The organism is Chromatium okenii (assembly GCF_016583745.1).
Lineage (GTDB): Bacteria > Pseudomonadota > Gammaproteobacteria > Chromatiales > Chromatiaceae > Chromatium > Chromatium okenii.
In genome coordinates this window covers 1-20380 of record NZ_NRRQ01000024.1, presented here as the reverse complement: position 1 = coordinate 20380, position 20380 = coordinate 1, and the positions used below count along the sequence as shown (strand labels likewise).

The 20380-nt window shown below is 52.1% G+C and carries 20 protein-coding genes; 9 read left to right on the top strand and 11 right to left on the bottom strand.

Features of this window, described 5'->3' with window-relative positions:
- Positions 1 to 1775, top strand: a 1775-nt coding sequence (locus CKO12_RS10030; protein WP_200154607.1) for an Ig-like domain-containing protein, incomplete at its 5' end; no start/stop codon positions are given.
- 131 nt (positions 1776 to 1906) lie between these two features.
- Here the strand turns inward: CKO12_RS10030 and CKO12_RS10025 are convergent.
- From CKO12_RS10025 to CKO12_RS10015, 3 genes are all read right to left on the bottom strand, one after another.
- Positions 1907 to 3517, bottom strand: a complete 1611-nt coding sequence (locus CKO12_RS10025; RefSeq protein ID WP_200154606.1) for a DNA methyltransferase — start codon at positions 3515 to 3517, stop codon at positions 1907 to 1909.
- An 81-nt stretch (positions 3518 to 3598) separates the two neighbouring features.
- Positions 3599 to 4870: a Coenzyme F420 hydrogenase/dehydrogenase, beta subunit C-terminal domain gene (locus CKO12_RS10020; RefSeq protein ID WP_200154605.1), complete on the bottom strand. Its 1272-nt coding sequence runs from the start codon at positions 4868 to 4870 to the stop codon at positions 3599 to 3601.
- 88 nt (positions 4871 to 4958) lie between these two features.
- Positions 4959 to 5114 carry a hypothetical protein gene (locus tag CKO12_RS10015; RefSeq protein ID WP_200154604.1) on the bottom strand — a complete coding sequence of 52 codons (156 nt, stop codon included), beginning with the start codon at positions 5112 to 5114 and terminating at the stop codon, positions 4959 to 4961.
- A 50-nt stretch (positions 5115 to 5164) separates the two neighbouring features.
- Here CKO12_RS10015 and bchI point away from each other — a divergent pair, with 50 nt between their 5' ends.
- From bchI to CKO12_RS10000, 3 genes are all read left to right on the top strand, one after another.
- The gene (bchI, locus tag CKO12_RS10010; RefSeq protein ID WP_200154603.1) at positions 5165 to 6193 is read left to right on the top strand and encodes a magnesium chelatase ATPase subunit I; all 1029 of its coding nucleotides are present in this window, start codon (positions 5165 to 5167) and stop codon (positions 6191 to 6193) included.
- Complete coding sequence (locus CKO12_RS10005; protein WP_200154602.1) at positions 6190 to 7995, top strand: magnesium chelatase subunit D; 1806 nt, start codon at positions 6190 to 6192, stop codon at positions 7993 to 7995. Before bchI ends, CKO12_RS10005 begins: the two co-directional genes overlap by 4 nt.
- Positions 7996 to 8089: 94 nt before the next feature.
- Positions 8090 to 8404 (top strand): PilZ domain-containing protein, encoded by a 315-nt coding sequence (locus CKO12_RS10000; protein ID WP_200154601.1) that lies wholly within the window; start codon positions 8090 to 8092, stop codon positions 8402 to 8404.
- Between the two features lie 111 nt (positions 8405 to 8515).
- On the opposite strand, the gene CKO12_RS09995 is transcribed toward CKO12_RS10000, so the two are convergent.
- From CKO12_RS09995 to CKO12_RS09985, 3 genes are read right to left on the bottom strand one after another with little or no spacing between them, the layout of a single operon-like run.
- On the bottom strand, positions 8516 to 9298 hold the full coding sequence (locus CKO12_RS09995) for a PP2C family protein-serine/threonine phosphatase (RefSeq protein ID WP_200154600.1): 783 nt from the start codon (positions 9296 to 9298) through the stop codon (positions 8516 to 8518).
- A gap of 36 nt (positions 9299 to 9334) precedes the next feature.
- Complete coding sequence (locus CKO12_RS09990) at positions 9335 to 10063, bottom strand: DsbC family protein (protein ID WP_200154599.1); 729 nt, start codon at positions 10061 to 10063, stop codon at positions 9335 to 9337.
- A 16-nt stretch (positions 10064 to 10079) separates the two neighbouring features.
- A complete protein-coding gene (locus CKO12_RS09985; protein WP_200154598.1) occupies positions 10080 to 10562 on the bottom strand; it encodes a YajQ family cyclic di-GMP-binding protein in 483 nt (160 codons plus the stop codon).
- A 241-nt stretch (positions 10563 to 10803) separates the two neighbouring features.
- Here CKO12_RS09985 and CKO12_RS09980 point away from each other — a divergent pair, with 241 nt between their 5' ends.
- The 3 genes from CKO12_RS09980 to CKO12_RS09970 are packed head-to-tail and all read left to right on the top strand — an operon-like array spanning position 10804 to position 12646.
- Positions 10804 to 11004 carry a YgaP family membrane protein gene (locus tag CKO12_RS09980; RefSeq protein WP_200154597.1) on the top strand — a complete coding sequence of 67 codons (201 nt, stop codon included), beginning with the start codon at positions 10804 to 10806 and terminating at the stop codon, positions 11002 to 11004.
- A 57-nt stretch (positions 11005 to 11061) separates the two neighbouring features.
- Positions 11062 to 12054, top strand: a complete 993-nt coding sequence (locus CKO12_RS09975; RefSeq protein ID WP_200154596.1) for a glycosyltransferase family 2 protein — start codon at positions 11062 to 11064, stop codon at positions 12052 to 12054.
- 49 nt (positions 12055 to 12103) lie between these two features.
- Complete coding sequence (locus tag CKO12_RS09970) at positions 12104 to 12646, top strand: DUF2058 family protein (RefSeq protein WP_200154595.1); 543 nt, start codon at positions 12104 to 12106, stop codon at positions 12644 to 12646.
- Between the two features lie 9 nt (positions 12647 to 12655).
- Here the strand turns inward: CKO12_RS09970 and CKO12_RS09965 are convergent, their stop codons facing one another.
- The 4 genes from CKO12_RS09965 to CKO12_RS09950 are packed head-to-tail and all read right to left on the bottom strand — an operon-like array spanning position 12656 to position 16805.
- On the bottom strand, positions 12656 to 13468 hold the full coding sequence (locus CKO12_RS09965; RefSeq protein WP_338032732.1) for a DUF2272 domain-containing protein: 813 nt from the start codon (positions 13466 to 13468) through the stop codon (positions 12656 to 12658).
- Positions 13435 to 15228, bottom strand: coding sequence for a hypothetical protein (locus tag CKO12_RS09960; protein WP_338032731.1), 1794 nt, complete (start codon positions 15226 to 15228; stop codon positions 13435 to 13437). The genes CKO12_RS09965 and CKO12_RS09960 overlap by 34 nt, the downstream gene beginning before the upstream one ends.
- 11 nt (positions 15229 to 15239) lie before the next feature.
- The gene (locus tag CKO12_RS09955) at positions 15240 to 16436 is read right to left on the bottom strand and encodes a cation:dicarboxylate symporter family transporter (protein WP_200154594.1); all 1197 of its coding nucleotides are present in this window, start codon (positions 16434 to 16436) and stop codon (positions 15240 to 15242) included.
- A 3-nt stretch (positions 16437 to 16439) separates the two neighbouring features.
- Positions 16440 to 16805, bottom strand: a complete 366-nt coding sequence (locus tag CKO12_RS09950) for an acyl-CoA thioesterase (RefSeq protein ID WP_200154593.1) — start codon at positions 16803 to 16805, stop codon at positions 16440 to 16442.
- Positions 16806 to 17252: 447 nt separating this feature from the next.
- Between CKO12_RS09950 and CKO12_RS09945 the strand changes: the two genes are divergently transcribed.
- Both CKO12_RS09945 and CKO12_RS09940 read left to right on the top strand, forming a co-directional pair.
- Positions 17253 to 17981 carry a PEP-CTERM/exosortase system-associated acyltransferase gene (locus CKO12_RS09945; protein ID WP_200154592.1) on the top strand — a complete coding sequence of 243 codons (729 nt, stop codon included), beginning with the start codon at positions 17253 to 17255 and terminating at the stop codon, positions 17979 to 17981.
- Between the two features lie 243 nt (positions 17982 to 18224).
- Positions 18225 to 19196: a PEP-CTERM sorting domain-containing protein gene (locus CKO12_RS09940; protein WP_200154591.1), complete on the top strand. Its 972-nt coding sequence runs from the start codon at positions 18225 to 18227 to the stop codon at positions 19194 to 19196.
- Between the two features lie 39 nt (positions 19197 to 19235).
- Here the strand turns inward: CKO12_RS09940 and CKO12_RS09935 are convergent, their stop codons facing one another.
- On the bottom strand, positions 19236 to 20099 hold the full coding sequence (locus tag CKO12_RS09935) for a ThiF family adenylyltransferase (protein WP_200154590.1): 864 nt from the start codon (positions 20097 to 20099) through the stop codon (positions 19236 to 19238).
- Positions 20100 to 20380: the final 281 nt, after the last annotated feature.

The following is a 20380-nucleotide window of genomic DNA, read 5'->3' as shown; positions in this document are numbered from 1 at the left end:
CCGCGAATAACACTGATTTTGATCGCGACGGCAAAGCTGCATTTTTATTGAATGCGAGCACTGGTGTTTTGACTGTAAATGATGTCAATGATCTGGCTTTATCTACCAGTCCTTTCGCTCTAAAAGTGCAAGCAACTGATGATGACGGCGCAACTGCTTCTGGAACAATTACTGTCAACGTGACGGCACCAGCGAATAAAGCGCCAAGCGCTGAAAATGATTTTGCTGAAACGAGTGCCAATACCACCGTGCAAATCGCAGTGTTAGCAAATGACAGCGATCCTGATGGTGATTTTCTGACGATAACGAATATCTCCCCGACGGAAAATGGTGAGGTTGAAATTGTCGCTCTTGAGGATGGAAAGCAAGGAATAAGTTATACACCGTGGGGCAGTGGTTTTACTGAAATCATTAGTTACACCATCGAGGACGGTAATGGCGGAACGGCTACAGCGGAGGTGACGATTGAGGTGTTGATACCAACCTATGCTCTTTTTGCCAATACGTATTCGGTTAACGAAGGTGAATGGGCAACTTTCACTGTTAATACAACCAACGTTGCTGATTACACAATGTTGACGTACACCCTGAGTGGTGTTGATACGGTGGACATCGTTGATGAAAATCTGGACGGCGATGATAACGCCCTGACTGGTACGACAACGGTGATTGAAAACATGGCAACGATTACGGTTGCTTTGACCGCTGATGAATTCACTGATGGCGAAGATGTGCTGACGGTGATGTTGGATAACGGCAGCGCTGCTAATTACATCGTTGTCAATGACACCAGTATTACACCGCCAGCAACCTATGCTCTTTTTGCCAATACGTATTCGGTTAACGAAGGTGAATGGGCAACTTTCACTGTTAATACAACCAACGTAACTGATTACACAATGTTGACGTACACCCTGAGTGGTGTTGATACGGTGGACATCGTTGATGAAAATCTGGACGGCGATTATAACGCCCTGACTGGTACGACAACGGTGATTGGCAATATGGCAACGATTACGGTTGCTTTGACCGCTGATGAATTCACTGATGGCGATGTTCTGCTGACGGTGATGTTGGATAACGGCAGCGCTGCTAATTACATCGTTGTCAATGACACCAGTATTACACCGCCAGCTACCTATGACCTTGTTGCTAATATGTATTCGGTTAACGAAGGTGAATGGGCAACTTTCACTGTTAATACAACCAACGTTGCTGACGGCACAGAGCTGGCTTATACCCTGAGTGGTGTTGATACGGTGGACATCGTTGATGAAAATCTGGACGGCGATTATAACGCCCTGACTGGTATGACAACGGTGATTGAAAACATGGCAACGATTGCGGTTGCTCTGGCTGCTGATGAATTCACTGATGGCGAAGATGTGCTGACGGTGATGTTGGATAATAGCGGTGTTACTAACTACATCGTTGTCAATGACACCAGTATTACACCGCCAGCAACCTATGCTCTTTTTGCCAATACGTATTCGGTTAACGAAGGTGAATGGGCAACTTTCACTGTTAATACAACCAACGTAACTGATTACACAATGTTGACATACACCCTAAGTGGTTATGGCATTGATGAAACAGATATTGCTTATGGATCGTTGGAAGGCAGCGTAATGATTGAGGGCGGCTCTGGTTATATTTCAGTAGAACTAGCAAATGATTTCGTTGATGAAGGAGGAGAGGAAATACTCACGCTCACTGTGCTCGATTATTTAGGCGTATGGCCTTCTGCTAGTGTCACTGTTTACGATAGCTGGTAATCAGTTCTTCTAAAAAACCCCGCCGTTAATGGCGGGGTTTTAACATCTCGTTTAAGTTGTAAATACTTTTCTCACTATGCAGATTAATAAAGCGACAAATCTGCATTTTTACCAATCTTGACAACGACGTATCAAAATAATGCCGGTTGCGCGTTGTCAGTGATCGCCAGCGCCGCTTTTTTGAAATTCAAACCGCCAGCAGCAAGATCAGGATAACGTGGGTATTCGGTTTTCTTTAATAAGCCTTCAATCGTTAGAATTTGCAGCCGAGGATAACGTTGTGCGGGAAACATTGGTGCAGCATAAAAACCAATTCCCACAGATTCACTCAGCATTGGTTGAGTCGGCGCAGTCAAGGTCACAAATAAACCCAGAGCGGCTTGTTCGCGGTGAATCACATGCGCAAAATCGCGGATCATTGCCACGCTAACATTGGCACCACCTTTTACTGAAACGACAATTTTTTTAACGTTGTTTGGTTCATCTTGAAAAAAAATTAAACCATCAATGCCACCATCCGCGCCTTTTTTCTGACCTTGAAATGGCTGCGCATTCACCAATGAACACGCCCACCACTGAAACTGGTATTTATCCCGCGCTGCTAAATCCTGCGCACCTGCAAGGTCTTGTGGCGTACCTGCCACTGCAAAAGCAATGTTGGGAAAACTATCGCGCAAGCGTTTTTCAATCAGCGTGATTGCTAAATGTGTGATGTCAATACCAATCCACTTCCGATTTAAGTGCTGGGCGGCATGAATTGTCGTGCCGCAGCCGCAAAAAGGATCAAGAATTGTCTCACCTTCCCTGCTGCTCGTTTGAATAATGCGCTCTAATAATGCCAACGGCTTTTGCGTGGGATAACCGAGGCGCTCGGCAGCGGTGGGAGATAATTGAATGTCAGTCCAAATATCCTGTAATGGCGCACCCGCTGCTTCGTCCAGATATTCTTTCAAGCCATCTTTACGCGGACTGCCATCGCGTTTTAATAAAATGCGTCCTTCTGCATACAGCCGCTCTAATTCCGCAAGATCAAAGCGCCAACAGCGTTTTTCACCCGGATGAACGCCGCGCCATAATACTGAGCGCGTCGCGGAAACGCTCGGCGCAGTTAAGTTTTCAGCGCGATAACGTCGCTCACCCTCGCAGTATTTATAACGCGACAATTGTTCTTCTGAATAACTACCGCGCACCATATTGAAACAAAATTGATCGCTTTTATTATAATAAAAAATGCGGTCGGCAATCCGCCCAAACTTCTTGGCGTTATTATGTGCCGAGGTGCGTTTCCAAATAATTTCATTGCGAAATCGCGCCGCACCAAACACTGCATCTAACAGCAATTTAAGATAATGACTGGCGCTGGAATCGCAATGTAAATACAACGAGCCAGTGGGTTTTAATACCCGATGCAATTCCAATAATCGGCTCGCCATCATCACCAAATATGCCATTAAATCATTGTCACCGAGCAATGAGCGCAACGCCGTCAACAATTGCGCCACGTTGGTATTGGCTTGGTGCAAAAGATCAGAAAATTCTGCTTCTGCTGACTCGCCCCAATGCCAAGTATCGGTGAAGGCTTCAATATGCGCATGATGCGCGTAACCTTGGGGCGATTGAAAGAGCACGTTATAATTTGCATTGGAATTAAATGGCGGATCAAGATAAATCAGATCAACCGATTCAGTTGCCACATGCGCCCGCAAAATGTTGAGATTGTCGCCAAAATAAAGCGTGTTCATATTGTCGTCGCCTCAACATGTCGTCGTTGCTGAATAAAAAAAGCCAAGTTAAGGCACTTGGCTTTTTTAACCTGCTAGCGGTTACTTTTCACGCAGTGGCGTTAATGGTTGCGCAAATGTCTCCTGATATTGTTCGTTATATGGTTCCAGCGCAGCATAAACATGATAAGGCACCACGCGCTCCTCAAATCGCGCAAACTTGCTGCGCAGATAATTCAAATTGCGCAACAGTTTCATTTCAATGATTGCTCGCGCAAATTCTAAACCCTGTGAACCGCGCTTGCGTTGTAGCAGCGCCACCAATTGCCGTACTAAATACGGCGGACGTTTTGCGCCGGGCGGTTGTGCCAGCCGTTGAATAAAATGCGGCATTCCTTTGCTGCGATCACCGCGTGACGTTAATTCGCCTAGTTCTAAATCCGGGCGCAATAACTCAAATAATTCTTCACCATTTGCAGTCCGCGCCAGCACCCATTGCCAACCCAATTCCGCGCCCATATAACCGACGGTGATGTCGCTCAAACTATTGACATAATCAAAGCAAGATAAACACGCTGACGGGAAGACGCCGTGCAATTTATCCATCGGAAAATCAATAAAGTTGAGTTTTTCTACGCTGCCGTCTTCATGGCGCATCCAGAGGCGAAAATCCTGCATAAACTCATAATGCACAATCGTTGCCGGTGAACGCGAGACTTGTTCTAAAAAATAGACCAAATCGGGATAACTGACATTATCGCTGCACGGAATGCCAATCACGTCTAAATGATCTAAATTCAATTCAGATTCAATTGCTCGCAGCGCGTGAACTTGGCAACTGGTGCCAATAAATCCTAAGCGTTTAATGCCCTGTTCACGCACGGCATCCAATAAATTTAAAACCGGCGATAAACTCGGTTTATTTCCTGCCGTCGCCAGCACTTCCGCCGGAGTTCGCGCCAGCACTGGCTGCGCTTGAAACCGCGTGCCCGCCGCCGCGCCGGTGGTCAGCACCGCGTCAACGCGCCCCAATTCGAGCAGCCGCGCTCCGAGCGCCGTTACGATGCCGGTCCACTGCGCCTTAGGATTGGGGCGGCGCAGTCGCGCTGCGTGTTGCGCCCGGAAAATTCCAAACTGGCGCTCGTCATCAGCGTGACGATTGCGCCCGTGCAGCCGTTGCTCCAGCGCCTCGGTTTGATTGCGCACAAACACGCAGGCCTGCGCCATCGCTGGCTGCAAATAGCTGTCGCACAGCCCGCAGTCGCTGCACAAACGCGGGCGACCTTGCAGCCGAGCGTCGCTGCTCAACAGCGCGATCTGGGCGAGACCTTTGGACGGGCCATCAGTCGCCATGAAAGACGCGCTATCGCTCATGTCCGCACTCCGCAATTGTCTAAAAAAACTTGCTGTATCAATGTCATAACGTCATTCCTCGTGAAAAAAGAGCCGGTGATTCAATTGGTCAACCCAGCGCCAGCGAGTCTGCATGAAAGCCGCAGCGAGCGTCCAGCCGTGCAGTTGGGCGCGATCCGTTGCCGACGTGTCGCCAATTTAACGGTAAAGTAGCGATCTTGATCTCACGCGCCAGCCCCAATTTGGCAACGGGATCGCAGGTCACTGCGTGACTGCACCTTTCTTTCCAAATCACAGCAATCAGGTTCGCCACCTATGTCCATCCCGTTTCCGTTTTCCGCCGTCGTCGCCCAAGAAGAGATGAAACGCTCGCTGTTGATTGCAGCAATTGATCCGTCAATTGGCGGCGTTCTCGTGTTTGGCGACCGGGGCACCGGCAAATCCACCGCAATTCGTGGTCTCGCCGCGCTGCTGCCTAAAATGCAAGCCTATGATTGTACTTACAATTGCGATCCCGACGCCGGTGATGACGCCGTGTGCGCGGACTGCCGCGAGAAACGCGCCAAAGGCAATCCGTCCAAAACCCGCAAAGTGCCGGTGCCAGTCGTCGATTTGCCGCTCGGCGCGACGGAAGACCGCGTGATTGGCGCGTTGGATTTGGAGCGGGCGCTGACCAAAGGCGAAAAAGCCTTTGAGCCGGGCTTGCTGGCGCGAGCACATCGCGGCTTTTTGTACATCGACGAGGTGAATCTGCTGGAAGATCATCTGGTTGATTCGCTGCTTGACGTTGCTGCGTCCGGCGAGAATCTGGTGGAGCGCGAAGGTTTGAGCATTCGCCACCCCGCCCGTTTCGTGCTGGTCGGTTCTGGCAATCCCGAAGAAGGCGAATTGCGCCCGCAGTTGCAGGATCGTTTCGGCTTATCGGTCGAAGTGAAGACGCCGCAGGATTTGCCGACGCGGATGAAAGTGGTACGGCTGCGCGATGAATTTGAGCGCGATCCCAACGCCTTCGTGCAGAAATGGAAAAGCAAGGACGCCAAAATCCGCAAGCTGATTGAGAAAGGCAAGGAGGTCTTAAAAACCGTCACCGTGCCAGATGCCACGCTCGAAGATGCCGGACGCCTGTGCATCAAACTCGGCACTGACGGACTGCGCGGCGAATTGACCTTGATCCGCGCTGCGCGAGCACTTGCCGCGTTGCAGGGCGACACCGAAGTCACCCAAACCCATCTCAAAGCCATCGCCACTTCTGCGCTGCGTCATCGCCTGCGCCGCGATCCGCTGGATGAATCCGGTTCCACCAGTCGCGTTGAACGCGCCGTTGCGGAGTTATTTGGTTCATGAGCACTGCTGGCGCGACTCCCGCTGTGATGACTGACGCCCGCCCCGCGCCAGCCGCTGCCTCACCTTGGGAAGACGCCGTGCTGGCAGCAGCGTTGATGACGGTTGATCCGTTTGGCACTGGCGGCGTCGCCCTTCGCGCTCTCGCCGGGCCGGTGCGCGATCAATGGTTGACGATCATGCGCGATCTGCAACCGGAAGACGCGCCGCAGCGCCGAATTCCGCTGCATGTCGCTGACGGACGGCTGCTCGGCGGTTTGGATTTAGCGGCGACGTTGAATGCCGGTCGCCCCGTGGCCGAGCGCGGGCTGCTGGTCGAAGCCAATGGCGGCGTGATTGAGCTGGCGATGGCCGAGCGGATTGCGCCCGGCACGGTGGCGCGATTAACCAGCGCGTTTGATTTTGGCGAGGTGATTTTGGAGCGCGACGGGCTGGCGCAGCGCAATCCAGCACGTTTTGCGGTGGTCGCGCTGGATGAAGGCGTCGGTGAAGATGAAGGCTTGCTGCACGCGCTGAGTGATCGGTTGGCGTTTCATCTTGACCTGACCTACATCCGCCATCACGAGGCGGTGAGCTGCGATTACGACGCGGAGGAACTGACGGCGGCGCGGATGCGGCTGCCGACGGTGACGATCAGCGATGAACAGGTTGAGGCGTTGTGCGGGATCGCGCTGGCGCTGGGGATTCCGTCGCTGCGAGCGTCGATTTTTGCCTGCCGTGCGGCCTGCGCTGCCGCTGCATTAGCCGAACGCGAGGCGGTGACGGAAGCAGATTTAGCGGTGGCGGGGCGCTTGGTGCTGGCACCGCGAGCCACGCAGTTGCCGCCGATGGAGCCGCCACCGGATGCCGAGCCTCCGCCGCCGGAGCCGGAGGAACCTGAGCAAAATCAAAATCAAGAGACGGAGCAGCAGGAACCGCAGGAATTGCAGGATCAGATTTTAGAGGCGACCAAAGCGGCGATTCCGGCGGGGCTGCTGGCGCAGTTGCAGATGGGCAAATTACGGCGGTCGCGCTCGCGGGCGACCGGTAAAGCTGGCGCGATGCAAAACGCGCAGACTCGCGGACGTCCGGCTGGCGTGTTGCGCGGTGAACCTCGCGCCGGGCTGCGGCTCAACGTGGTGGAAACGCTCCGCGCTGCGGCACCTTGGCAACGTTTACGCCGTGAGGAACGTGAACGCTGCGGGCAAACTTCGACGCGGATTGAAGTGCGGCAGGACGATTTCCGCATCACGCGGTTCAAGCATAAATCGGAAACCACGACGATTTTTGTGGTTGATGCGTCCGGTTCCTCGGCGCTGCATCGGCTGGCGGAAGCAAAGGGCGCAGTGGAATTGTTGCTGGCCGATTGTTACGTCCGTCGTGACAAAGTCGCGCTGGTGGCATTTCGTGGGCAAGCCGCCGAAGTGCTGCTGCCGCCGACGCGGTCGCTGGTGCGAGCCAAACGCAGCTTGGCGGGGCTACCCGGTGGTGGCGGCACACCGCTGGCGTCGGGGATTGATCTGGGCATGATTTTGGCGGATTCGATCAAACGACGCGGCGGGACGCCGGTGCTGATTGTGATGACCGACGGGCGAGCGAATGTGGCACGGGATGGTTCGGGCGGTCGCACTCGCGCCAATGAAGAGGCGCTGGGCGCGGCGCGAGTCGTGCGCGGTTTAGAAATCACCGCGCTGGTGATTGACACCTCGCCGCGTCCACAACCGCAAGGGCGTGAATTGGCAAAAGAAATGGGCGCGATTTATTTACCGCTGCCTCATGCGGATGCGAGTGCGTTGACGCAAGCGGTGCGCGTGACGGCGGGTTGATTTGTTCCAATCCGAATTCTTTTGATTTGTCAAGACAGAAACGCCGGTCTATAATTAAGTCCGTGTACTACTTCACACTTTATCGGTGTCCGCCATGAATAGTCTTTCTAACCGTCGTAACAATCTTCGCGTTCCCGTGCGCTGTGAAGTTGAACTCCAGCCCTTGAATGACGATGCTTCTGCGAGTGAACCACAACGCTTGTTATCACTTGATTTGAGCGTGGGGGGAATGCAGCTCATTGGTGATTGCCCAGTGCCAGTTGATTCAGAAGTATTTGTTGCTTTTGATTGCAAAGAATTGGGCTGGGGGCCGTTTTCTTGTAAGGCGTCTGTGATGTGGGTAGCGCCGCATCCCACTAATGGACGCTGCCGCATTGGAGTGAAATTTAGCGATGTAGAAAAATGGTAAATACTGTTTGCCAGTGGCGCGGCGTTGACAGTTTAAACCACCACATCGACTATTAAAAAACCGCTTCCAGTCTCTGGAAGCGGTTTTTTATTGTCACGCATTTGCGATTACTTATGCCTGATTCCGTTCACCAATTTGCAACAGCGCCAGCGTGATATTGTCATTTCCGCCGCGCTCATTCGCAATGCGCAATAACGCATCCGCTGCCGCATCCAGTGAATTCACTTCTACGGAAGTTAAAATCTGCCGCATCCAATCATCTGGCACCATGCCCGTTAAGCCATCAGTGCAAAATAAAAACACATCTCCCGCCACACATTCCACCACTGCTGATGCAATTTTTACTGCGGCTGATGATCCCAAAGCGCGGGTTAAAATGTTCTCGCCAATTCCATAGCGTTTTGCATCTTCACGGGTTGCAAAAAAGCCTTGATCAATGACTTCTTGAATAAATGAATGATCCCGCGATAATTGTTCCAATTGCCCATTGCGCAGCCGATAAATCCGCGAGTCGCCCACATGCGCGACCACCAGCCATTCCCAGCCAATTGCGCCGACCACCACCGTCGTGCCCATTCCCGACTTGCTTTCTGATTCCTTGCTTTGCTGCCAGATGGTGATATTGGCTTCTTCAATGGTGTCCTCAATCACGAGGCGCGTTTGCTCGGCATCGTGACGCGGCAGCGCCTGCACCCGCATCCGTTCGGCGATGGTCTGGGTCGCCAAGTTGCTGGCAACATCGCCAGCGTGGGCACCGCCCACGCCGTCGGCGACCACCAGCACGCCCCAGTCGGGATCAATGAGCACAGCATCCTCATTGCGGGCGCGTACCCGTCCGGTGTCGGTGCGGGCAGCGTAAGTCAAAGAAAAAGCAGACAGGGGACGATTCGCCATGACGTTAACCGGCTGATGTCGTTGATAAAATAGGCACTATTGCTTGGCACCGTTCAGTTCAGCAGCAAGGCGTTTCGGTTCCACATAGCCCGGAATCATCTCGCCAGTCGCCGTCACGATGGCGGGAGTGCCGCGCAAACCGAGATCCGCACCGAGCGCCATGTGTTCATCAATTGGATTGTCACAAGTTTTTGCCGGAATTGACTTGCCCGCTTTGGCCGCCGTCAACGCCTCCCGCCGCGCCTCCTCATCACCAGCGCACCATACCGACACCGCCTCATCATAAGCCGGGCTGCCCTTGCCAGCGCGGGGGAAAAAGACATAACGAATGCGGATACCCGCTTGATTATAGTCAGCAATTTGGCTGTGCAGCTTGCGGCAATACCCGCATTCGATGTCGGTAAACACCGTCACCGTGTGTTTTGCATCCGCCGGCCCGAAGGTCAGCATCTGGCTCACATCTAATTGTTCAAGACGTTGCTTGCGCAACTGCGCCAAACGCGGCTCGGTCAGATCGTCACGGGTTTTGAGATCGACGATGTGCCCGGTGACAAAATAGCGCCCATCTTCAGTGACATACATCAACTCAGTGCCAACCATGATTTCATACAGCCCCGCAATCGGCGCGGGACGAATCAGGCTGATTTTAATCCCCGGCACCGCTTGTTCGAGCGCAGCGCGGATGGTCTGTTCCGGTGATGCCGCCTGAGCAGCAGTCAGCGTCAGAGACGCAGCGAGAAGGGCGAGCGTGGACAGGCGTCTCATAAATGGCAGTGCTCCGTTAATCCCGAAAGTTGGTGAATTGCAGCGGCAGACCCCAGTCTTCTGTGCGCAACTGCGCGATAGCTTCTTGTAAATCATCGCGTTTTTTGCCAGTGATGCGCACCTGATCGCCCTGAATTTGCGCTTGCACCTTGAGTTTACTGGACTTAATCGCCTTAATCATGCGCTTGGCGGTATCCGCATCGACGCCCTGTTTCAGCGTGATCTCCTGTCGCGCCGCGCTCAGGGTCGATACCGGCGCGGCGGGTTCCAAACATGCCAGATCAACCGCCCGTTTCACCAGCTTTTGCCGCAAGATGTCCATCATCTGCTGCAAATGAAACTCCTGCTCACCGGTCAATAAAATCGTCGTATCAGTCAGGGTAAAATCAGCGTTAATGCCTTTGAAATCAAAGCGAGTACTGATTTCGCGCTTGGCTTGATCGACCGCGTTGCGCACTTCTTGCAAATCAATTTCAGAAACTACGTCAAAAGACGGCATGACAACCTCAAAACGCTGCTGCGATGGCGAATACTAAACCGAAATCCGCACCGATAAACCAGTGAGGGCAGCACCGCATCCTAACAACCGCCGCCCCTTCAGCGGATGTGCTTATCGCCGTGGTCGCAACAGCGCGAGTGATGCCGCGCACTGGCAAGCGCAGTACAGTTGAAAATACCGCAACACAATGGGTAAGATCGCCGCACCATTACATTCTCACCACCTTTTTATAGAGCGCATTATGACTATCGAACGCATTGTATTTGCAGTTGCTGGCGCATTTATTGTGATTTCCGTATTGCTGGCAGTCTATGTCAATCTTAATTGGCTGTGGTTCACTGGCTTTGTCGGCGCAAATCTTTTTCAATCTGCATTTACTGGCTTTTGCCCGTTGGCGTTGATTCTCAAGAAATTGGGAAAACAGAGCGGTGCCGCGTTTTAAGTATTTACTGCCAACAGCAGCAACTTTTTTCACTTCTTATTCCCGTCAGCATTCATCATGTCACTTGCCGCACCATTGCCATCATTATCCATCGTTATTCCATTTTATCAAGAACTGGATAATGTGTTGCCAGTGCTCACACGAGTGCATGAAGGCTTGGCGCAATACACGGGCGCTTGGGAATTGATTTGTATTGATGATGGCAGTTGTGACGGCACCGGCGAGCGGCTGCGTGAACAAACCGCTCGCTTTGGTGCGCATGTACGGGTGATTCAATTGCGGCGTAACTTTGGGCAAACTGCGGCAATGCAAGCGGGTTTTGATGCCGCACGCGGCGAATTGATCGCCACGCTTGATGGTGATTTACAAAATGATCCGGCCGATATTCCGCGTTTGGTAATTGAGTTATTAACGCGAGATTTAGATTTATTGCAGGGCTGGCGACAACAGCGTCAAGATGCGCTGTTCTTGCGGAAAATTCCGTCACAAATCGCCAATCATTTGATCGCTAAAATCACCGGACTGGCGCTGCATGATTACGGGTGCAGCCTCAAAATCTATCGCGCTGAAGTGATTAAAGAAGTGCGGTTATTGGGAGAAATGCACCGCTTTATTCCGGTGTGGATGGCCAGCGTTACCGCCCCGCAGCGTATTGGTGAAAGTGTCGTGACGCATCAAGCGCGGCAATTCGGGAGTTCCAAATATGGTATTTCGCGCACCTTTCGCGTGTTGCTGGATTTATTAGCAGCATTTTTCTTTTTACGCTTTGGCTCTCGCCCCGGGCATTTTTTCGGCATGATTGGCATTATTTTTGGCGGCGTGGGCGCAGTAATGATGAGTCATTTATTGATCGTTAAATTTGTATTCGGTGCGGATATTGGGCACCGCCCACTGTTATTTATTGCAATTTTATTCTTGGTGGCGGCAGTTCAGTTTTTAACCACTGGTGTGCTGGCGGAATTATTAACCCGTACCTTTTATGCTGCTGGTGAACGCACGCATCATCGTATTCGCTGGCAATCTGATCCAATTGCGGCAACGTGGAAATAGCCAAGCGTATTATTTAGTATTGATGTGAATCATTTTGGAGTATTTTATCGTGGCAAGTTCACTGCAAGACCAACTCTTAAAAGCCGGTTTAGTGAAAAAACAGGAAGTCAAGCAGGTGCGTTCTGCGCAGCATAAACAGAATAAACAAGCGGGTAAACAAACGCTTGCCGCTGAAACTGCCGCTGCTCGCGCTGCCGCTGAACAGGCGCGTTTAGAAAAAATAGCGCGGGATCGGGAATTCAATCGCCTGCGTCAAGAAGAGGCGGCATTACATGCGGCGGAGAATGATATTCGCCAATTGATTCACGCCAATCGTATTGTCCGCGATGGCGCTGAAGTGGCGTATAACTTCACTGATGGCGTGACCTTAAAACGCATTTATGTGAATAAAATCCAACACGCAAAATTGGCGGCAGGGCAATTGGCAATTGTGCGCCAAGATGCGTTTTATGAAATGGTACCGGCGGAAATTGTGGAGCGTATTCGCGCCCGCGATCCGAGTTTAGTGGTGGTGGACAATCGCGCTGCCGCGCCAGCGGCGGCAGATGATCCGTATGCGGCATTTCAAGTGCCTGATGATTTGATGTGGTAATTCAGCGAGTTACAAGCGATTTTCGACCACGACAAACCACGCACGTTTGGCGCTCGGCTGCAAGCGCCCTTTGCCGTCCAGTTCTAACGTGGTTTTGGAGACGGAATTACGGACGTTGCCGCCAATTACGTCGAGCGTTTTGGCGCTCGCGCCGACCACTAAATCGCAATGCCCGCTCATGCCTGACAGGGCGCGGGCGCTGACGTAACCGTTGACGATGCGCGGGCGCGATTTGCCGCGAGAGGCGCAGATCAAATCGCCCGGCTGCGGGCTGTAGTCGCTGAGACGGCGCGGCACAAACCAGCGGCGCGGCGCATCAGCTTGGTCAATGATGGCGGCGAGATAGGTGGCGTGAGCGGCAGCGGGGGGAAATTGCGCAGCGGGAACGCCAGCGGTTTGCAGCACCCAACTGATAAATGCGGCTGACCAAGGTTTGGAACAATCCATGCCCGTCAATTGCGGTTCTTTGACCGTGCGCCAGTAAACATTGACGCGATCACTGTGGTGATCGCTGTCATCTTCCCACGCGCCAACGTGCGGGATGCTTTCCTCGCCATCTTTCAGCAGCACCGTTTGGCGGCCAAAAAACTCCCATTCCCGCTTGGCTCGCGTCACGATGGCTTGTTTTATACGGGCATTTGGCGCGGGCGCAGTGCCAATCGGCACTCCCGCCCAACTGCCATTTTTCTGCCCAGCGGCGTCTTGTTGTGACGATGTTGCGCAAGCGCCCAGCAGAAAACTGAACGCGCCCATCAGCGCCAGCCGCCAGCCGGAGCGAATGGACAGTTTCAACGCGGCGGGCGCGTGGTGTTGTGAAACCACGAACGGTAATCCTCCATTTTGGCACGCTGTTCCGGCGGAGCGCGGCGCTCACAGGTGGCGAGATCGTCACTGTCTGCGCCGGCACCCCAGCGCCGTTCGACGCAATCATTCGGGTTGTAACCAATTTCCAAACCAGCGCGGCGGGCGTACAGCTCGCGCAACGTCAAGCGCCAAGTGCTGCCGTCGCTGCGGGTGTAAGTGATGGCATTCTCATCAAGCTGCTGCGCGTGTAATTGCACGATCTGCGCGGCGGCGGTGTCTGGCGCTTGTCCGCGCAGTTGATACAACTCAGGATAACTGCGGATGCGCTCGGGCAAATTTTCCAGCACCTTCATCGCAATCAACAGCCGCATATCCCGCGACGGCGTGGCGTAATCTTCCCACGCGCCGATAGTTTCAAAAATCGCCGCCCCGCTCGGCATCGCAATCACGGTGCCGGGATGAGTGCGCACATAACGCTCACCGGTTTCCACCGAGGCGATGCGCGTTTCCAATTGTTCCTGCAACGCCGCCAACGTCGCTGCGTATGCCAGAGTGGGCGTGATGCCGTCAGGGTTAATCAACTGTTCCATCCGCGCATAAAACGCATCTGGCGTCAGCGCCGCTTGCTCGGTTGCAAACGCCGGTAAACCGTTGCTGCCGTCCAGCGCCTGATTCGAGAGCTGGCGCAATTCACCGTTGGCAGTCGTCACCAGCGGGCGAAACACTTTGAAGCCGGGACCGCTGCTGGCGCTGGGCGCAAATAAAAAGGTGCCTTCCCAAAAGCGTTTCCGCGTCACGGAATTATCTGGCTGCGCATCCACCGCCAATAACAATCCGCTCGCGCCAGCGCGGGGTGGCACCCATTGCACCAGCATCAGCGTGTGTCCGTAAGGATCGGCGTACAGCGTGCCCGGCCAGAGGTTTTCTCGCGCTAGTGCCACCGGATAAAAATCAGTGGCGTCGGCATTCAAGGCGGTGCGCCCGCTGCCGGAATGCACCGTGTCCATCAAACGGCGGCTCAACTCGCGGAAACTGCTGACGGGCGCGGGCGCGTTGACAAAGCGACGATCAATTGATGGCGCTTCACAACGCGGCGGTGCGGTGCGGCTGCCGCGATTACAGGCGCGATATGCGACGGGTAATTGCAATTTCCACGCAAAATAACTTCTTAAAAAATAAGCTAAATCCGCGCAATCTGGCTCGGCCGGCAAGCGGCGATCTTCGTTGGCACCGAGAAAGTTAAACAACAGATTGCGTTCGGGATCACGCAGCACCGGTGCCAGCGATTCAAAACTCAGAGCTTGTTCCGGCGGGGCGGCGAATAAATGCGCAATCCAGACGGAATAAAATGCTTCGGTCGCTACATCCCATTCACCTCGCGGCGGTGGCGCGTTGCCGCCAATCTCCACCTCGGCGCAGGCGACGCGATCACCGTTGCGCAGAACTTCAAACCGGTAGATGCCGCTGCTGGGTCGAAACAAGGTGGCGTGGCGCGACCACGGCGGACCATCGCCAGCGTTGCTGCGCAGCGGGCGTTGCTCACCGCCGGGATCAGTCACCAAAATTTGGTCGATGCCGGCGTCTGTGGCGACGGCGATGAGTTCGAGCGGTTCGCCGGGTTGCGGTTGCTGCGGCGTGATCCAGATGTGCGTCGCAGCGCCGGGTTGACAGTCTGGCGCGGCGGCGGTTGGCAGGCTGGTGGTCAGCAGCAACCATAACGTCGCCAGCAGGAGATGAAATTGAGTAGTGCTGCGGGTGAGTTGCATCGCGTTGTTCACCGTGATGGCAATTAAACTGGTGGCAGTTTAGCAGTCGTTTTCAGCTCAACATCCACAATTGCGGCAATCACTAAATCGCCCCAGACGTTAACGGCGGTGATCGGGTAGTCGAAAAAACGGTCAACGATGAGATACAGCGCCAAATAAGTGGGCGGTAAGCCGAGCAGGGTGAGCATAAATGCCATCATGGCGATGCCGCCGCCGGGAATGCCGGCAGTGCCTGCTGAGGATGCCATCGTGAGCAGGACGATGAAGCCGGCTTGCAGCGCGGTTAATTCCACTCCGGCAAGTTGGGACATAAAAATCAAGAGGATGGCTTGATAAATGGCCGAGCCGTGCATGTTGAGAGTCGCGCCCAGCGGGAGCGTTAAGCTGGTGATTTGTTCGCTGACGCCGAAGTCTTCCAGCGCCCGTTTTGAGACTGGATAGGTGGCGGAACTGGAGGCGGTGGAGAAGGCGGTTGCCAGCGGTTCGCGGCTGGCGCGGAGCAATTGCCAAGGTGAGCGGCGAGTGCGCAGCCAATAGAGCAGCGGCATGAACAGGAAGGCGTGAATGATGACGCCCCAACCAATCGCCCAAATCAAGGCTTGCAACTGGAAAATTTCCGCCCAATCCAGTGTTGCCAAGCTGCTGTAAACCAGCGCAGTAATGCCGAGCGGGGCGATTGCTAACACGCCGTTGAGGGCTTGCATCAGTAAGGCGTCGAGTGCTTGTGCGCCGTTGATTAACGTGAGGCGGTGCGGGTCGGTGAGCTGGCGGGTGGCGAGAGCGGCGCTGATGGCGATGACGACGATGTGCAGCACATTGCCGGCGGCGAGTGAGGCGAATACGTTGCTGGGGATGAACTGGTTGATGAGTTGGTCTACATTGAAGGCGACGGTCGGCGTGATGACCACTTCTAAATGGAGTAAGCCTGTCGGCAGATCGTGGGCGAAGGTGAGACCGAGTACGGTGCCGGTGAGGGCGGCGACGGCGGAGGTGGCGACGTAATAGCCGAAGGTGCGTCCGCCGATGTGTCGCAGTGCCGCCGAGCTGGCGAGTGTCGAATAAATTGACACTAAAATGAGCGGCAGGATGAGCAGCTTGAGCAGTGAGATAAAAATGTGTCCCAGCCACGCGACGGCTGGCGCTCCGCTCGGTAATAGCAGGGCAAGTGCGATGCCGAGAATGAGCGCGGTGGGAACGGAATAGAATTGGCGCAGATACACGGGTTAGACGGCAGTGGTTGGCAGAGGGATTTTGCGCCCAGTCTCGTCGAGGCGGACGAAGGTGATGGCGGTAGAAAAGATGGCTTCTTCCGCGCCGGTGTTGAGATCGTCGGCGAAAACGCGGACGGCGTAGGTGACGGAGGTGCGTCCCCGCGTTTGGGCGGTGGCGTCAAACCGCAAGACTGCGCCCAATTGCACTCCGCGATGAAAGGCGACACGATCCATGCCGATGGTGACGAATTGGCAGCCGGGGTGGTCGCGGCTGGCGGCGATCCAAGCGATTTCGTCTACCCATTTCAGCAGGCAGCCGCCAAAAAGATGACCGTATTGGTTGAGATGTTCGGGGCGGACGACGGTGTAGCTTTCCATGATGTGGGTGATCTCGGGTTTTGGCGGTGTGGCTCAAGTGTCGGGATATTTTACACCTGGAGGAGGGTGTTTTATCAGTGCAAACGCCGATGTAGCTTTCTGTAGCGGGTGATTTCAGGGTTTGGCGGCGGTGCTGAAGTGTCAGGATATTTTACACTGGTAGGCGGGTGCTTTATGGAATTGTTCAATTACCGCAAGCACTACCCGACAGTGAAATTATCGTAAAATAGAGACAAATAATGTGACTGAAATCCATTTCATGGTCGAGGAAGCACCCGAAGGTGGGTTTTGTGCTCGCACATTATGACTGAAGCGGATAGTTGTGAGGTATTACACAGGCAGGTACTAGATTGCGGTACGTTATCACTTCAACGATACTGATCGATCGATATAACATCAAACTGCATAACTTTATGTATGAAATCTAACCAGTTGATGAGGAAACCCATGAACGATTTTTCAGTTGCCGACCATTTTCGAGATTATTTTGAAATTATTCCAGCAAAAAATTCAAAATCATTAGAACAGATATTTCAAATTCGCTATGATGTATTTTGTCGTGAATTTGGTTATGAAACCGAACAATCCTGTCACGGAGGGATGGAGCGCGATGATTATGATGATGTGGCGTTGCACTGTTTGATCGTTCATCGAGCAACAGGCGTTGGTGCAGGCTGCATCCGCATGATAACCGCAACTGATGAGCCATCTTTCTTGTTACCTATGGAGTCTTTTTGTGGAGAAAGTTTAACTGATCCTGTGTTACATCCCATGTGTTTGCCTCGTTTAGATGTAGCTGAAGGTTCTAGGTTTGTCGTGCATACTAAATTTCGGCGTCGGGTGGGTGAAAATGAATCACCGTTTGGTATTGTTTTGGGAAAAAAAGATTCTCGTGAAGAACAGCGTTCGTTTCCTTTACTCAGTCTTGCGCTTTTTTACGCAGGTACAGCCTTGATGACGATTTTACAACGCCAGCATATCTTCGCAATGCTTGAACCACGATTGGCAAGACGAGCTGTCATCTTAGGGATACCTTTTGTACAAGCTGGTCAAATTGTTGACTATCATGGACCGCGAGCAGCTCATTACGTGTCAGTTGAGAAAATCTTGGACAACATCCAAGGCGATATGCAAAACCTGTATCAGTTTGTTTACGATAGTTTGGTAAAAGTGTAGTTAAGCAGAGCCGGATAACACTGACTGAACGTCAGGAAATTTTACAGGGTTGATTTTTAGCTTAAACAATCAAAGCCTAACTCATTGATTTAGTTGTTTTTAATTACATGGCGCGGCGTTTGCTTTATTGTCTGTGTCAAGTGGCGTCACGAAGACGTTTTGGTTAGTCAAATTGCCACTGACAATGGTCTGATCATTTTTGACAGATTTACTCCCAAAAACACACTAATAAGGAAGTGTCCCATGAGCAAGTCAGCCTCGATTGTCATAATAACAACTGCTGTTCTTTTTTCTGAAGTAGCCTTGGCAAATCAGATGTATCTCAACCTTGGTGCTTTGGTCGATGGTGGAAGTTATGACGTGCATATCGCCTTCAATCCATTTCCCTCTGTTGTTCTTGGAGATGACGATACCACCACAGGAATTTTTGATGAATTCGGTTTTAGTCAAATATTGGCACCATCCATCTATGATATGTCGGATGGTAGTCTGTTTGGAAACTTTATTGACACTAATGCGACATCTACGCTGAATGCTTATGGCATCCCAACAAGCGGCACTGCACTTGATGGAACCACGAATGTTAGTTTGACTTTGCCCAATTGTGCGAGTGGTCAATGTGATCTTGACGAGCTAAACGGTCTAGCAATGGGAGATGACGAAGGGTTTGGTACAAGCTGGGATCTTCAGGTTGTATATCGATTTGATGGCGTAATGAGTCAGTCGGGTGCTGTCTTTACATCAGGCTACTTGGACGTCTATTTTAACGATACTAGAAACGATTCTTTTTCAGGTGGTGTACGCACTTCTGTTAATTATGGCGGTGTGAATGAACAAGTTTTATTTCGTGGTGAGTTGAATGGATCAGATATCAATCTGGGAAACTTAGATGTTTTTTTTGAGATTACCTCTGCAATTGATAATTTTCTTTGGGTTAGTGATGGTCAAGGATATTATCATGATGCTCACGATTTGGCGTTGACTGGTGATTTCGCAAAGTTAACCCTTGATACGAACATTGATCCACCTATTCCAACACCCGAACAGTTGTTGCTTAGGACGGTTGCATTGACCACACCAGATGCACCTTATTCAGTGGTAGCAATTCGTGAAAGTCATCTTGACGGATCGGTCAAAGTAGAAGTTCCTGAACCGTCGACTTTAGCACTGATGGGGATCGGCTTACTGTTTGGTAGTCGCCGCAAGAAAATATAGTAACCAAAGGATGGGGCACACTGAGTGCCCCATCCTTGATTAAAGTTTGAGTTTTTGCTGCACCAAAAACCATAATCCAATTTGCTGTAGTGGATGTCGATTTCCACCCGGTCGCCATGTTTTAGCTAACTTGTTGCGATACGCATCGAAATGCAATCCCCAAGGTGCTGCTAATACCCTGCCACGTTTAAGTAGAATTTTAAGTGCTTGAGTTGCCGCCATTCCTGCACACAACTCGCAGGCCATTGGTGTTGAGGGACCACGATGGTTTGGCAAATCAATCCTTGTTGCATCCACCAAATAACTCATTTGCAACAAGCTTGGCGATAAACCAATTAAAAAACGCAATAATTGCTCATTTTCTGTTTTTCCTTCTAAGCAAAAATATTCCTCAAAAGTCATACGCTTAGGTAAAAAATTTAGCAGTGCCGATCCCATCCCCAATGGTGCGGCAGTCGTGGCAGGAATACTGCGTTGTGCACAGCCCGCAAACACCAATCGTCGCGCATCTAATGCGAAAAAATCTAGGCTATCTACATAAAGGTCAACCCCTTCCAAAAAATCGCCTAGATTCTCGGCGTTCACGCCCGCAGAAAAACGACGAATATCTAACTCTGGATTGATGTCGAGCGCCATATCCGCCATTACATCAACCTTTGGTTGTCCCACATGACGCAAACTCGCACCCGCCTGACGATTGAAGTTTGCCAGCTCAAATACATCAAAATCTGCGATGTTAAATTTTCCGACACCAAGCCGCGTCAAGGTCAGTAAATGGGCGCCGCCCACCCCTCCCATCCCTGCAATAGCAACCCGCCGAGTGCGTAAAACAGCCTGCTCAGTTTCAGTTACCCAGCCAATATTTCGTGAAAAAGCAAGATCATAATCAAAAAAATCTGTCATTTTTAACTACCTTTAAAGTGATTAAAGTTGCGCTAATTTATCATTTAAATGATTGATTTTACTGAAAAATCTTAGTAAAATAGATTTGTATTTGTAAAAATAAATACGTTAAAATTTTATTTAATTTGCTCTAACGAGTTGAAACTTTTAGAACTATAGTTGTCCGCAAAACTAACCATACAGCACCCAAGGCACGAACTGTTCTATCCAGCCCTTGGCATAGCTTGATGATTTGCTGAATACAGCCCAAGAATCAGAGATGACTGACTTTAAGTACTCAT

What these genes read in the sequence shown, in the direction of transcription:
- CKO12_RS10020 (WP_200154605.1), bottom strand. Translation starts at nt 4,870, where the DNA reads ATGAGCGATAGCGCGTCTTTCATGGCGACTGATGGCCCGTCCAAAGGT.
- CKO12_RS09945 (WP_200154592.1), top strand. Translation starts at nt 17,253, where the DNA reads ATGAACGATTTTTCAGTTGCCGACCATTTTCGAGATTATTTTGAAATT.
- CKO12_RS09980 (WP_200154597.1), top strand. Translation starts at nt 10,804, where the DNA reads ATGACTATCGAACGCATTGTATTTGCAGTTGCTGGCGCATTTATTGTG.
- CKO12_RS09935 (WP_200154590.1), bottom strand. Translation starts at nt 20,099, where the DNA reads ATGACAGATTTTTTTGATTATGATCTTGCTTTTTCACGAAATATTGGC.
- CKO12_RS09950 (WP_200154593.1), bottom strand. Translation starts at nt 16,805, where the DNA reads ATGGAAAGCTACACCGTCGTCCGCCCCGAACATCTCAACCAATACGGT.
- CKO12_RS10005 (WP_200154602.1), top strand. Translation starts at nt 6,190, where the DNA reads ATGAGCACTGCTGGCGCGACTCCCGCTGTGATGACTGACGCCCGCCCC.
- CKO12_RS09995 (WP_200154600.1), bottom strand. Translation starts at nt 9,298, where the DNA reads ATGGCGAATCGTCCCCTGTCTGCTTTTTCTTTGACTTACGCTGCCCGC.
- CKO12_RS09985 (WP_200154598.1), bottom strand. Translation starts at nt 10,562, where the DNA reads ATGCCGTCTTTTGACGTAGTTTCTGAAATTGATTTGCAAGAAGTGCGC.
- CKO12_RS09975 (WP_200154596.1), top strand. Translation starts at nt 11,062, where the DNA reads ATGTCACTTGCCGCACCATTGCCATCATTATCCATCGTTATTCCATTT.
- bchI (WP_200154603.1), top strand. Translation starts at nt 5,165, where the DNA reads ATGTCCATCCCGTTTCCGTTTTCCGCCGTCGTCGCCCAAGAAGAGATG.
- CKO12_RS09940 (WP_200154591.1), top strand. Translation starts at nt 18,225, where the DNA reads ATGAGCAAGTCAGCCTCGATTGTCATAATAACAACTGCTGTTCTTTTT.
- CKO12_RS09990 (WP_200154599.1), bottom strand. Translation starts at nt 10,063, where the DNA reads ATGAGACGCCTGTCCACGCTCGCCCTTCTCGCTGCGTCTCTGACGCTG.
- CKO12_RS10025 (WP_200154606.1), bottom strand. Translation starts at nt 3,517, where the DNA reads ATGAACACGCTTTATTTTGGCGACAATCTCAACATTTTGCGGGCGCAT.
- CKO12_RS10000 (WP_200154601.1), top strand. Translation starts at nt 8,090, where the DNA reads ATGAATAGTCTTTCTAACCGTCGTAACAATCTTCGCGTTCCCGTGCGC.